The organism is Mycobacterium kiyosense, from assembly GCA_021654635.1.
Taxonomy (GTDB): Bacteria; Actinomycetota; Actinomycetes; order Mycobacteriales; family Mycobacteriaceae; genus Mycobacterium; species Mycobacterium kiyosense.
The window spans coordinates 3,188,832-3,202,415 of record AP025179.1; the positions used below are offsets into that span (position 1 = coordinate 3,188,832).

Annotated in this window: 10 protein-coding genes; 7 read left to right on the top strand and 3 right to left on the bottom strand. The window is 67.4% G+C overall.

Annotated features, from left to right (window positions below; genetic code table 11):
* Positions 1-15 precede the first annotated feature (15 nt).
* The 6 genes from glgX to L6444_RS15095 all read left to right on the top strand — a co-directional run bounded on the left by glgX (position 16) and on the right by L6444_RS15095 (position 6,333).
* On the top strand, positions 16-2,184 hold the full coding sequence (glgX, locus tag L6444_RS15070; protein ID WP_236974924.1) for a glycogen debranching protein GlgX: 2,169 nt from the start codon (positions 16-18) through the stop codon (positions 2,182-2,184).
* A gap of 40 nt (positions 2,185-2,224) precedes the next feature.
* Positions 2,225-3,379, top strand: a complete 1,155-nt coding sequence (locus L6444_RS15075) for an NAD(P)/FAD-dependent oxidoreductase (RefSeq protein WP_236974926.1) — start codon at positions 2,225-2,227, stop codon at positions 3,377-3,379.
* Between the two features lie 78 nt (positions 3,380-3,457).
* Positions 3,458-3,733 carry a DUF4235 domain-containing protein gene (locus tag L6444_RS15080; RefSeq protein ID WP_236974928.1) on the top strand — a complete coding sequence of 92 codons (276 nt, stop codon included), beginning with the start codon at positions 3,458-3,460 and terminating at the stop codon, positions 3,731-3,733.
* Positions 3,734-3,862: 129 nt separating this feature from the next.
* A complete protein-coding gene (locus L6444_RS15085) occupies positions 3,863-4,750 on the top strand; it encodes a DUF1295 domain-containing protein (RefSeq protein ID WP_236974930.1) in 888 nt (295 codons plus the stop codon).
* Positions 4,751-4,752: 2 nt separating this feature from the next.
* Entirely contained in the window at positions 4,753-5,877 is a 1,125-nt protein-coding gene (locus L6444_RS15090; RefSeq protein WP_236974932.1) for an FAD-dependent oxidoreductase, read from the top strand.
* Between the two features lie 12 nt (positions 5,878-5,889).
* Entirely contained in the window at positions 5,890-6,333 is a 444-nt protein-coding gene (locus L6444_RS15095; protein WP_236974940.1) for a nuclear transport factor 2 family protein, read from the top strand.
* On the opposite strand, the gene L6444_RS15100 is transcribed toward L6444_RS15095, so the two are convergent.
* The 3 genes from L6444_RS15100 to L6444_RS15110 all read right to left on the bottom strand — a co-directional run bounded on the left by L6444_RS15100 (position 6,330) and on the right by L6444_RS15110 (position 10,602).
* A complete protein-coding gene (locus tag L6444_RS15100) occupies positions 6,330-7,625 on the bottom strand; it encodes an acyltransferase family protein (protein WP_236974942.1) in 1,296 nt (431 codons plus the stop codon). The two genes, L6444_RS15095 and L6444_RS15100, sit on opposite strands and share 4 nt — an antisense overlap.
* Before the next feature lie 43 nt (positions 7,626-7,668).
* On the bottom strand, positions 7,669-10,035 hold the full coding sequence (locus L6444_RS15105) for a Tex family protein (protein ID WP_236974944.1): 2,367 nt from the start codon (positions 10,033-10,035) through the stop codon (positions 7,669-7,671).
* A 78-nt stretch (positions 10,036-10,113) separates the two neighbouring features.
* A complete protein-coding gene (locus tag L6444_RS15110) occupies positions 10,114-10,602 on the bottom strand; it encodes an SRPBCC family protein (protein ID WP_236974946.1) in 489 nt (162 codons plus the stop codon).
* Positions 10,603-10,964: 362 nt separating this feature from the next.
* Between L6444_RS15110 and L6444_RS15115 the strand changes: the two genes are divergently transcribed.
* On the top strand, positions 10,965-12,467 hold the full coding sequence (locus L6444_RS15115; protein ID WP_236974948.1) for a PPE family protein: 1,503 nt from the start codon (positions 10,965-10,967) through the stop codon (positions 12,465-12,467).
* The last annotated feature ends 1,117 nt before the right edge of the window (positions 12,468-13,584 follow it).

Genomic DNA, 13,584 nt, shown 5'->3' on the forward strand with positions numbered 1-13,584 from the left:
CGACGAGGAGGCACGGTGGTCACCAACGGCAGTTCGCAGGGCACCACCGGCGACGGGGAACGCCCCGAGGTCTGGCCGGGCAAGGCTTATCCGCTGGGCGCCAGCTACGACGGCTCCGGGACCAACTTCGCGGTGTTCAGCGAAGTCGCCGAGCGGGTCGAGTTGTGCCTGTTCGACGACAGCGGAGCCGAGACCCGGATCGTCCTGCCGGAGGTCGACGGTTTCGTCTGGCACGGCTTCCTGCCCAGCATCCAACCCGGCCAGCGCTACGGCTATCGGGTGCACGGCCCCTACGATCCCGCCGCCGGCCAGCGCTGCAACCCGAATAAGCTGCTGCTGGACCCGTATTCGAAGGCCATCGACGGCGCTTTCCAGTGGGGTCAGCCGCTGTTCAGCTACAACTTCGGCGACCCCGACAGCCGCAACGACGAGGATTCGGCCGCCGACATGCCCAAGTCGGTGGTGATCAATCCGTACTTCGACTGGGGCGTGGACCGCCCGCCGGGCCACGAATACGCCGACAGCATCATCTACGAAGCCCATGTCAAAGGTCTGACCCAAACCCACCCCGCCATCCCGGAACGCAGCCGCGGCACCTATTCCGCGATCGCCCACCCGGCGATCGTCGAGCACCTGACCAACCTCGGCATCACCGCCATCGAGTTGATGCCGGTGCACCACTTCGCCAACGACTCCACGCTCATCGACAAGGGACTCTCGAACTACTGGGGCTACAACACAATCGGGTTCTTCGCCCCCGACTCCAAGTACGCCCTGGCCGAGACGCCCGGCAGCCAGGTCCAGGAATTCAAGGCCATGGTGCGCACGCTGCACGAGGCCGGCATCGAGGTGATCCTGGACGTGGTCTACAACCACACCGCCGAAGGCAATCACATGGGTCCCACGTTGTCGATGCGCGGCATCGACAACGCCGCCTACTACCGCCTGGTCGACGACGACAAGCGCTACTACATGGACTACACCGGAACCGGTAACAGCCTCAACGTCGGCCATCCGCACACCCTGCAATTGATCATGGACTCGCTGCGGTACTGGGTGACCGAGATGCACGTCGACGGCTTCCGCTTCGACCTGGCTTCCACCCTGGCGCGCGAGTTCTACGACGTGGACCGGCTGTCGGCGTTTTTCGAACTGGTGCAGCAGGATCCGATTGTCAGCCAGGTCAAGCTGATCGCCGAGCCGTGGGACGTCGGGCCGGGTGGATACCAGGTGGGCAACTTCCCCCCGCAGTGGACGGAGTGGAACGGCAAGTACCGCGACACCATCCGCGACTTCTGGCGCGGCGAGGACGCCATCTTGTCCGAGTTCGCCTCGCGCATCACCGGTTCCGCCGACCTCTACGAGCACACCGCGCGCCGCCCGGTGGCCTCGATCAACTTCGTCACCGCGCACGACGGCTTCACGTTGCGGGACCTGGTGTCCTACAACGAGAAACACAACGAAGCGAACAAGGAAGACAACAACGACGGCGAGTCGCACAACCGGTCCTGGAACTGTGGTGTCGAAGGCCCCACCGACGACCCGGAAATCAACGCGCTGCGCGCTCGGCAACAGCGCAATTTCCTGGCGACAACCATTCTGTCGCAAGGTGTTCCGATGATCTGCCACGGCGACGAACTGGGCCGCACCCAGCACGGCAACAACAACGGCTTCTGTCAGGATTCCGAGCTGACCTGGATCGACTGGGACAACGCCGATACCGACCTCGTCGAGTTCTCCCGCACCGTGGCGGCGATCCGGGCCGATCATCCGGTTTTCCGCAGGCGCCGCTTCTTCACCGGCGCACCGGTCCGCCACCGCGGCTCCGAAGGCATACCGGATATTTCGTGGTTCCGCCCGGACGGTTCGGAGATGAGCGACGAAGACTGGGACTCGGGCTTCGGCAAGTCGGTAGCGGTATACCTGAACGGCCTGGGCATCCCAGGCACCGATTCGCGCGGGCAGCGCATCACCGACGACTCATTCCTGCTGTGCTTCAATGCCCATCACGAGCCGATCGAGTTCATCCTTCCCAGTGACGAATTCGGGCCGGGCTGGCTGCCCGTGCTCGACACCACGGCAGCAACCGGCCGGCCCGCCGACCCGGAGACGCTGTCGCCGCAGGGCAAGATCCTGGTCGAAGGCCGCGCGGTGGTGCTGCTGCAGCAGACCCACGCCGACTGAGGCCGTGGTTGAGTCCGGTCAGGCCGGGTACCACTCGAAGGTGACCGAACCCGGACTCGTCGTCGTCGGCAGTGGCCCAGCGGCGGTCGCCGCGGCCGCTTCCTTCCGCGAACACGACCCTGATTCGCGGGTGCAGATTTTTACCGCCGACGGGGACGTGCCCTACCAGCGGCCGCCGCTGAGCAAGGAATACCTGCGCGGCGAGACCGACGATGTGGCGCTGCATCCCGCGCAGTGGTTCGACGATCGCACGATCGAGTTGAACCTCGACTCCCCTGTCGAACGACTCGACCTGGCCGAGCGGGCAGTGTATGTCGGGGATCGCCGGCACCCTTTCGACACCCTGGTGTTGGCATGCGGCGCTGCGCCGCAACCGCCGCCGATCCCCGGCGGCCATCGGGCTCTGCTGTTGCGTTCCCTGGCCGATGCGACCACGTTGCGCAGCGCTGCACGTTCCGCTGCCTCCGCGGTGGTGATCGGTTCGGGTTTCATCGGCTGTGAGGCTGCGGCATCGCTGGCACAGCGCGACGTCGCGGTGACTTTGGTTGCGCCAGAACCACTTCCGCAGGAACAGCGGCTGGGCGCCGAGGCCGCCGCCCGATTGCGGGATCTGGTCACCGAGATGGGTGTCCGCCACGCCGGCGGGGTCGGCGTCACCGAGATCACCGCGGCCGGTGTGCGACTGGACAACGGGGTTACCATCGACTGCGATCTGGTCCTGGCCGCTACCGGCGTCACACCGCAGAGTGCGCTGGCCGCCGACGCCGGCCTGCGCGTCGACGACTCGCGCATCGTGGTGGGCTCCGACATGGCCACCTCAGTGCGCGGCATCTACGCCGCGGGTGACGTCGCGCTGGCGCGGCACGCCGTCGCCGGCCGGCACCTGGCCGTCGAGCACTGGCAGGACGCGACCGACCAGGGCGCCATCGCGGGAGCAGCGGCCGCCGGGCGGCAGCCGAAATGGGATGGGATTCCGGGGTTTTGGACCACCATCGGCGACGCCACCCTGAAGTATCACGCGTGGGGCGACGGGTTCGAGAGTAGCCGGCTGATCGACCATCCGGATGGGTTCACCGTCTGGTACGAAACCGACGGCGCGACCGTGGGCGTGCTCACCTACAACCGCGACGACGACTATGACCTCGGCGAACGGTTGATCGCCGAATCGCGACCCGCGCCCGTTCGCACCGGGTGACCCGGGCGGATTCGACCCCGGGGTAGCGGGGTATCAGCAAACGTAGTCGGCCAAACCACGATATCGGAGGACCTCGCAATGAGCGCCAAGTCCAAAGCTCTGTACATGCCGCTGTCGATTGCGACCAGCGTCGCGGGCGGTCTGTTGGCCGGCGCGGTTTTCGGCCAGGTGTGGAAGCGGTTCAGCGACGACGACCAGGCCCCGCCGGACCCCAAGGACCTCAGCAACTCCACCCGTGCCGCGCTGATCGGCGCCGGCCTGCAGGGGTTGATCTTCGGCGTGGTCAAGGCCGCGGTGGACCGGGCCGGTGCGCGTGGCTACCAGGCCGTCACGCACGAATCACCGGTGCCCTGACACCCGCCGGCAGACTAATAGAACGTGTTACAGTTCTGCCAACCGGAGCAACCGGAGACCGCGTGTGCAAGGAGGCCCGGATGAACTCCGCTCTACGAAAAGCGCAGTGGCGCAGTTGAATCAGGCGCAATGACCGAGAGCAAGGCGCGATCACTTGCGATCGTCACCGTCGCCTACCTGATTGCCCTGGCGGTGGCGGCGGCGTGGCTGATCTGGGGACCGAGCACCGGCCGGCTGTGGCTGGACACCTTCGTCGCCGACGTGCTGGCCACGCTGGTCGTATTCACCTTCAGCAGGGCCTACCGCAATTCCAGCTTCTACGACGCCTACTGGAGCGTCATACCGCCATTGCTGACTTTCTACTGGTGGAGCCAGGCTGGTCCCGGCGTGGACCAGTTGCGCTGCTGGCTGGTCGCGGTTCTGGTCACGGTGTGGGCGGTGCGCTTGACCGGCAACTGGGTCTACGCGTTTCCCGGGCTGCACCACGAGGACTGGCGTTACCCGATGTTTCGGGAACGCGCCGGCAGGTGGGAGTTCGTCGTCGATCTGGTCGCGATCCACCTCATCCCGACCGTGCAGGTCTTCGTCGCGACGCTGCCGGTCTACGTCTGTGTGACCCATCCGGGCGCGGGCATCACCTGGCTTGCCGTCGCCGCCTTCGTGGTAGGGCTGGCGGCGGTGACCATCGAGTTGGTCGCCGACGTCCAGATGCACCGCTTCGTCGCCAACCGCCGCCCGGGTGAGGCGATGGACTCCGGCCTGTGGAGTTGGTCGCGGCATCCGAATTACTTCGGGGAGTTCGGGTTCTGGTTCGCCCTCGCGCTGTTCGGGGTGGCGGCCTCGCCGGCCGACGCCTGGTGGCTGTTCGCCGGGGCGCTGGCCATTCTGGCCATGTTCCTCGGCGCCAGCATCCCGATGATGGAGACGCGCAGCCTGCAACGCCGCCCCGACTACCAGCAGATCATCGACCGGGTACCTCGCTTCGTGCCGTGCCCGCCACGGCGGCTGCCCTCGTGACCGTGAGCCGCAAGCGCGTCGTCGTCGCGGGACTCGGTGACGTGGGTCTGTTGACCGCGATTCGGCTGGCCCCGCACGCGGATGTCGTCGGCATCTCGGTGAAACCCGGGTTGGTCAGCGGTCAGGAACTCGGCGTCCGCCTCGCCCGACCCGACGACTGGGCCCGCGACTACTGGATTCCGTTCGACCGGTTCCGTCGCCTGGACGGGGTGCGAACGGTGCAGGCCGAGCTGACTGGCCTCGATCTGGCCGGCCGCGTCGTGCTGGCCCGGGAGCGCGAGGGCGCCACGATCACCGAACCCTATGACGCCCTGGTGATTTCGACCGGAGTCAGCAACGGGTTCTGGCGCCACACCGCGCTGCAGTCGCCCGGCGAGATCGGCGCCCGGCTCTACGCCGACCACGAACGACTCGGTGCCGCGAAATCGGTGATCGTCGTCGGCGGTGGAGCGGCGGCGGTGAGCAGCGCCGTCAACCTGGCCACCGCCTGGCCGGGCAAACAGATCGACCTGTACTTCCCCGGTGAGCGCCCGCTGGGCGAATATCACCCGCGCATCTGGCGGCGTGTCCGTGCCCGAATGGATCAGCTGGGGATCGGCCTGCACCCCGGGCATCGGGCCGTGGTCGCCGACAGCTTCACCGGCGAGGAGATCACCAGCGACCCGGTTCGGTGGAGCACCGGGCAGAGCCCGGCCGTCGCCGAAGCCGTGCTCTGGGCGATCGGGCGGGTGCGACCCAACACCGACTGGCTGCCGCCCGAACTCCTCGACGAACACGGGTACGTCCGCGTCACGCCTGAATTGCGGGTGCCCGGCCATCGCGACGTGTTCGCCGTGGGCGACGTCGCCGCCACCGACCCGTTGCGCAGCTCCGCTCGTAATCGCGGAGATGCTTTGGTGGCGAGCAACATTCGCGCTACATTCGCCGGTCGCCGGCTGCGCGCCTTTCGCGCTCCGACCCGCCGCTGGGGTTCGTTGGTCGGTGTCCAGCCCGACGGGCTGGAGGTCTTCTTCCCCACCGGCCACGCGTTACGCTTCCCGCCCTGGGCGGTCCACCGCGTGGTGATGCCGTGGGTGGTCCGCTGGGGGATGTACCGAGGGGTACGCGAAAACCACCCCTTCGGCTGAGGAGGGTCTGCCATGGAGATGTGGGAACTCGTTGCGCGCGAACAGATTCGGGACACGCTGGCGCGGTACAACTGGTCGGGTGACGCGGGCCGCGTCGCGGCGCTCGCGCAGACCTTCCGCGCCGACGGCGTCCTCGAGATCCGCGGCATGGAAGCCCTGCACGGACGGGACGCGATCGAGGCGTTTCTGGGCAACGTCGCCGGCAGCGTGGCCGATGCCGGCACGGCGAACGTCAAGCCGATCGTCCGGCACATCCTGACCAACGTGATGTTCACGGAGTTGGCTGCTCACCGCGCCCGGGTGTCGTCGTACTTCACCGTGGTCACCCACGTCGGCCTCGACCACGTCGGGCGCTACCGCGACATCCTGGTGCCCGACGGCGACGCCTGGTTGATTGAGCATCGCACGGTGTCGACCGATTGGGCCGCGCCGGACTCGGTGATGGCCCGCGGCTAACCGCCCGTCCGGGCTCCGGCACTTAGCCGGGCAGCCAGCACCGCCGCTGCGAAAAATCCGAATGCCGTCCACCCGTCGGTGCCGGCCAGACCGTTCTTGGCGAGCAGCACCAGCGCCACACCGGCGATGCAGATCAGCGCCCCGGCCAGCGCCGAACGCGCGCCGGTGGCGTGAACCGGCGCGTCCCACCAGGGCAGCCGGCGGTGTTCGAGCGGCGAGAGCAACCGGAACGTCACGGCCATGATTGCGGCGAACACCACCGCACGCAGCGCCAACAGCGCCCAGAACCCCGGCGCGTGCACATCGTAGGCGTCCAGGCCGAAGGCGTTCAGAGTGAACGCGGCGACGGCGATGGCCGGGATGTGCCACAGGTAGAGCGTCATCGCTCCCCCGTTGCCCACCGCGACCGCACGCCAGACCCGGGGCCGAGCGGCCCAGCGCCGTACCGCCCCCGCGGCTGTCACGAACGCGCACGACACCCAGGTGCAGTGCAACGCGAGCAGCAACGTCGGCGGGGACACGTTGGACATCCGCTCGGCGCCGGTCACCACCAAGGACACCTCGTAGCTGCCGGCGACGGCGAGCGCGGTCTGCGCGCTCAGCGCGCAGACCGCCGTGCCCACCGCGGCGCCCACCCCGATCAGCCCGCGCGCATACCCGACGCCGATCGCCACCGGGATGAGCCAGACGATCAGGAAGTTCGCGACACCGGATTCCGCGGTGCCGACCGCGAATCGGATCCCGTCGACCACGGTCGCCGCGGCCAGCAGACCGAGCACGACCAGGCCGAGCGCGCGTCCCGAGCGCAGCCGGGTCAGCGCCGGCACGAAAGCCAGGGTTACCAGGTAGACGCCGAGAAACCACAGCAGCGCCACGGACTCGCGGCCCAGGTCGTCTGCCGATTCCGCGCCGAGCGCCAGGCGGGCCACCACCAGTGCGGCCGTCCACGCCGCGAGATACCAGAACACCGGTCGACACAGTCGCTGCGCACGGGTGAACAGCCACGAGCCCCACGCGGTGCCGGCGTGCCAACCGTAGGCGCCGGCAGCTCCGCCGGCCAGGAAGAACAGCGGCATGACCTGGACCACCCAGGTGACCGGGGCGATCGCCGGCAGCGCGCCGAGCAGGTTCCCGATGTGCACCCCGTCGGAGTCGATCGTGGCCAGCAGCAGCGCGCAGTGCCCGAACATGACGACGATCAGAGCGGTCAGTCGCGCGACGTCGACGGCTCGGTCGCGTTGGCGGGTGGCGGCGTCGGACAGCCCGGTGGGCATGAAAGCGGCGAGAGGCATTGGACCAGCATGCCCAAAATCGGGCGGCGCCAATTGAGTAGTCCTACCCGAAGCCGGCGTCGCGCAACGCCCGGGCCATCGAATTCGACCCGCCTCCCGGCTGCGCATCGCGGCGCCGCGGGCTGCCCGTCTGCTGCGAACCGCGGCGCTGACGCGCGGGGTCACGGTCGCCGCGAGCGGGTGGGCGATCGGCGCGCCGGTCCCGCTGCGGATCGTCGTTGAGGCGCAGGCTCAATCCGATCCGCTGGCGTTCGACGTCGACCTCCATCACCTTCACCCGGACCACCTGGCCGGAGCGGACGACCTCGTGCGGGTCGGAGACGTAGCGTTCGGCCATCGCCGATACGTGGACGAGGCCATCCTGGTGGACTCCGACGTCGACGAAAGCACCGAATGCGGCCACGTTGGTCACCACGCCTTCCAGGACCATTCCAGGCTTGAGGTCGGCGATCTTCTCGACGCCGGCCGCAAATTTCGCAGAGCTGAACGCCGGACGAGGATCACGGCCGGGTTTCTCCAGTTCGGCGATGATGTCGGTCACGGTCGGGATGCCGAAGCGGTCGTCGGCGAAATCGGCCGGGCGAAGTTTGCGCAACGCCCGCTCGTCGCCGATGATCTCGGCCAGGGCCATCCCGGAGCGGTCCAGGATGCGCCGGACAACCGGGTACGCCTCGGGGTGGACGCCGGAGGCGTCCAGTGGGTCGTCGCCGCCGCGGATGCGCAGGAAGCCCGCACATTGCTCGAAAGCCTTGGGGCCCAATCGCGGAACGGCCAGCAGTGCCCGGCGGTTGGGGAACGGACCGGTTTGGTCGCGGTGGGCCACGATGGCCTCGGCCAGGGATTCGGAGATACCGGACACGCGCGCCAGCAGCGGCACGGATGCGGTGTTCAGGTCGACGCCCACGCCGTTCACCGCGTCCTCGACCACCGCGTCCAGGCTTCGGGCCAGGATGCCGGGGGTGACGTCGTGTTGGTACTGCCCGACCCCGATCGACTTGGGCTCGATCTTCACCAGTTCGGCCAGCGGGTCCTGCAGGCGCCGCGCGATGGACACCGCGCCGCGCAGTGTCACGTCCAGTTCCGGTAGCTCGTGCGCGGCGTAGGCCGATGCCGAGTAGACCGACGCTCCCGCCTCGCTGACCATCGCCTTCACCGGGACCCTGGGCGCGCTGCCGGCGGCGCGGATATCGGCGATCAGCTCGTTCGCCAGCGCGTCGGTCTCGCGTGAAGCGGTTCCGTTGCCGACGGCGATCAATTCGACGCCGTGCCGCAGCACCAGTGCGGCCAGCGTCGCCTTGGCCGAATCCCATTGCCGCTGAGGCTGATGCGGATAGACGGCGCAGGTGTCGAGGACTTTGCCGGTGCCGTCCACCACGGCCACTTTCACACCGGTGCGGAAGCCGGGGTCCAGACCCAGGGTGGTGCGGGCGCCGGCCGGCGCGGCCAGTAGCAGGTCTTTGAGGTTTCGGGCGAACACGGCCACCGCGTCGGCTTCAGCGCGTTGGCGCAGGCGCATGCGGGCGTCGACGGACGCCGAGAACATCAGTCTGGTGCGCCATGCGAAGCTCACCGTGTCCGCCAGCCAGCGCGTGGCGGGCGCCGCCGAAGCCAGGTTCACACCCAGCGTGCGCGCGATCATCGCCTCGTATTCGTCGTCCTGGCCGCCGTCGAAGGTGAACGACAGGGCTTTCTCCTTTTCGCCGCGCAACACCGCGAGAACCCGGTGCGACGGCATCTTCTGGACCGCTTCGGCGAAGTCGAAATAGTCGCGAAACTTCTGCGCCTCAGCACTTTTCGCGGATTCCTCGGACCAGGGGGCGGTGCGCAGCGTGGCTCGTGACCAAAATGTCTCGCGGATGGCGCCGACCAGTTCGGCGTCCTCGGCCACCCGTTCTACGAGGATGTGCCGGGCACCTTCCAGCGCGGCGGCGGCGTCGGCGACGTCCGGGAACTCGCTGCCGACGAAATCCGTCGCAGCGGTTTCGGGGTTCAGGGTCGGGTCGGCCAGCAGTAGCTCGGCCAGCGGCTGCAGACCCGCTTCTCTGGCGATCTGCGCCTTCGTTCGCCGCTTGGGCTTGTACGGCAGGTAGATGTCCTCGACGCGGGCTTTGGTGTCGGCGGCCAGCAGCGCGGCCTTCAGCGAGTCGGTGAGCTTGCCCTGCTCCTCGATCGAGGCCAGCACCGCCGCCCGGCGTTCGTCGAGTTCGCGCACGTAGCGCAACCTCTCCTCGAGGGTGCGCAACTGCCCGTCGTCCAGACTGCCGGTGGCCTCTTTGCGATAACGGGCGATGAACGGGACGGTGGCGCCTTCGTCGAGCAGGCGCACGGCGGCGTCCACCTGGGCCTGTCCGATCGCCAGTTCCGCAGCGAGACGGGCATTTACAGATTTGATGGCGGCTGTCTGAGTCACGCGCTGGACCCTACCGAACCCCGCCGACAGCCCCTGTCATTCGATACGTGGCGAGCCTCACGAATTCGGCTGCCGAACCTACTGACCGCGCGGGTAACCGCGCCGGACGCTGCGGTCCAGGATCCCCAACGTCGCTCGCAACGCGAGTTCGGAGATGACCGGGAAAATCCCGGCCTCACGCCACTGTTGGTCGATGTTCGACCAGTCGTAGAACGACGTCACCACGGTGCCCGAGCCGTCCTCCGCGGGTCGCAGCCGGTAGCCGTAGACGTGGCCGATCTGGGGGCGGATCTGGCCGAGGACCGTCCACGCGATCAGCCGGTCCGGCTCGAACTCGGTGATCTCCACCGTGACGTCGTACTTGCCCAACTGCGGAAAATCGTTCAGCGACTCGCGATCCATGTGCACCACGAAGCTGTCGCCGACTGCCCGCACCGGGTCGCCGTCGGCGTCCTGCAGCATGCCCGAGGAGTCGATTGCCACGTGGCCCTGCGGATCACACAGCACGGCGAAGATCTCGGATGCCGGCGCCGCGATGGTGCGTTCGGTCTCGATACGGTCGGTCACTAGGTCCTCGCAGCCATGTGGGACGGGTCGGTGGGATCGCCCTTCACTGTACGACCGGGCCGAAGTCAGCCGATCAGCTTGGTCAGCCAGTTCGGATCCTGCAGGTTCACCCCGCCACTGCCGTTCCACACGAACGGTGTGCCGTGGTGAATCGGAACCACATCCGGTGTATCCGCAGAACTCTAGACAGCACATATGTAGTTCGTTTGAGCTGCCATGATCCGGGCTGGCAGTAAGTGAGGTTATGCAATACTAACTTTCTGCCGTGGAAACCTAGAGCGACTAAGTAAGGAGCTGGGGATGCGAGGGGCGATCCCGCATCGCAGACATACGCCGATGATTCGCACCCAGGACTGCGCCCGATGACCGCTCCGGTGTGGATGGCCGCCCCGCCCGAGGTGCACTCGACGCTACTGAGCAGCGGCGCCGGATCCGGACCTTTGCTGGCCGCCGCGGCGGCCTGGGCTGCGCTGGGCGCCGAGTACGCCGCCGTCGCCGCCGAGTTATCCGCCGCGGTCGCCGCCGTGCAGGCCGGCTCCTGGGAGGGGCCGACGGCCGCGGCGTACACGACGGCCCATGTTCCCTATCTGGCGTGGCTGACCCGCATGAGCGCGGACAGCGCCGGCGCCGCCGCGCGACACGAGGTGGCCGCAGCCGCCTACTCGGCGGCGCTCGCGGCGATGCCGACGATGGCCGAACTGACGGCCAACCATGTCCTGCACGGCGTATTGGTCGCGACGAACTTCTTCGGCATCAACACCATCCCGATCGCCGTGAACGAAGCGGACTACATCCGGATGTGGGTCCAGGCGGCCACCACGATGAGTGTCTACCAAGCGGTTTCGTCGGCCGCGCTGACCAGCGCGGCACCGGCGGAACAGTCGCCGCAGATACTGGCCGCGCAAGCGGCGCCCGCCGAACCGGCGACGACACCACCCACCGATCCCATCGAAGAGCTACTGGCCTGGTCCGAGCACTTCACCAGCATGTACCGGGCGCTCAAGGGCCTGATCCTCGACCCGTTCGGCACGGTCATCCAGCTGATCACCGACTTCGCCACCAACCCGGTAGCCGCCTTCACCACCTGGCTGCCGCTGATCTATGTGTTTCTCTACGCGGCCACCTTCGCGGTGATGGGTACGCCCATCTACAACGCGATCGCGGCACCCTTCGGGGTGATCCCGCTCGCGTTGGCGCTCTGCACCATCACGGTAGCCGCCGAGGTCCCCGCCGAACTGGTTGCCGAGGTCCCGGCGGTACCGGCCGAGCAACACATCACCCCGGTTGTGAGCATCACCCCGGCTCTGACCACCGCCGGCGTGGCGCCCGCGCCGAGCAGCCTGCCGGCCCAGGCGCCGGCGGCCACCGCCACCGCGACCGCTCCCCCGCCCTCCGGCTTCCAGGGATTCGCCTACCTGGTCGGCGGTCCAGGACCCGGTCCCACCATGGGACCGGCGCTGCGCACCAGGGCGAGCGCAAGCGCACCGGCGTCGGGGATCGCTGCCGCCAGTGCCGCATCGGCGGCTGCCAGTGCCAGAGCCAAGGCTCGCCGACGCCGCCGCGGCGATGTCAAGAACCGCGGCTACCGCGACGAGTACCTCACCCTGGATGACGCGCCGAACTGGACCCCGGAAGAGACGCCGACCGACGACGTCACCGGGTCCGACGCCGGTGCCGGGTCACTCGGATTCACCGGCACCGCAACGAAATCCAGCATCCGGGCGGCAACCGGGTTGACCACCCTGGCCGGCGACTCGTTCACCGATCGGCCGAGGTTGCCGATGATGCCCGGGACGTGGCCCCCCCGACCCCGCCGACGCCGCGGAAACCCAGTAGCGCTAGCGGCCTACCGCCAGGCCGGCTGAACAACGCCCGCCGAGTCGCCGGGTGTGGGGCCGGGAATCACCAGGTCCGCGAACGCGGCCGGCCCCCACCCGGCGACGGTTCTCACAGGATGCAGAGCAACCATATATCTGGCGTTTGCTGGTGTGGGTCGGCACGGTTACGAGTGTGAAAAAACTTAGCCTGACCAGCACCGATCCGGCACAGCCCGAACATGCCCAACGGGACCAACTGCGGACCAGAAGCTCCATGGTGGGATCTCCACGAAGGCGCACGAGAGCGGGCGTGTGCTTCAGTTGCGTACGTGACCATGCCGCCCACAAGGCAGGTGTTTGTGCAGCGATTCGTTGACACGAGCTACCTCTACACTGCGGCCTCTATCAGAGCGCGTTTTGTCGTCCCCGGACCAGGTGGCTTTGAGCTTGAAGACCTCCACCCAAGGAGTGGTACAGCCTTTATCGTGCACATGGGAAATGCATTTCACTTTGTCACGAACCGCCACGTACTTGACTGGAATTGCAGGCAAGCAATGGACGCCGACCTTCGACCAGGCGCACGACTTCAGTCAGTTGAGGTTCGCGGATTCACCCAGCCAGAAGATTTGAGTCAAGCTCCAATCCCATGGACCTATTCGCAAGGGGCGTCGAGTATCAGCTTGCGTCTGACCCATCGACTGATCTTGCGGTCATCAGTCCCCCGCCGAGTTCCCTTCCCACCCCGATCATTGCTGGCAGGCCCCGACTCAACTTCCTCGAATCAGACCTGCTGGCAACGAAATCCGAACTTGACTTGCTAATGCCGGGCGAGGAGGTCTTCATTGCCGGATACCCCGGCATCACGGTCGCGAGTGAACGTCCAGTCCTTGACACCGGGATTATCTCTAGCGATCCCCGGTACCCGGCGAGCTTTGGCCGAGCTGAGCTAGGAGACTCTGTACTCTGTCAGTCCTTCAGTTGGGAAGGCATGTCGGGCGCTCCGGTGTTGAGTTTCTCCGAGGTGCTTGGCAGAGGGAAGCTCATTGGTATTAACGCTGGCCATGTTAGAGATTCGACCTATAACGCAGGCGGAGTCATCTCCCACTTCGTTCGTTCGAGCGCACTGATCGAACTTCTCGAACGGGTCAACCGAGACCGAGCACTC

What these genes read in the sequence shown, in the direction of transcription:
- L6444_RS15080 (WP_236974928.1), top strand. Translation starts at nt 3,458, where the DNA reads ATGAGCGCCAAGTCCAAAGCTCTGTACATGCCGCTGTCGATTGCGACC.
- L6444_RS15085 (WP_236974930.1), top strand. Translation starts at nt 3,863, where the DNA reads ATGACCGAGAGCAAGGCGCGATCACTTGCGATCGTCACCGTCGCCTAC.
- L6444_RS15095 (WP_236974940.1), top strand. Translation starts at nt 5,890, where the DNA reads ATGGAGATGTGGGAACTCGTTGCGCGCGAACAGATTCGGGACACGCTG.
- L6444_RS15100 (WP_236974942.1), bottom strand. Translation starts at nt 7,625, where the DNA reads ATGCCTCTCGCCGCTTTCATGCCCACCGGGCTGTCCGACGCCGCCACC.
- L6444_RS15115 (WP_236974948.1), top strand. Translation starts at nt 10,965, where the DNA reads ATGACCGCTCCGGTGTGGATGGCCGCCCCGCCCGAGGTGCACTCGACG.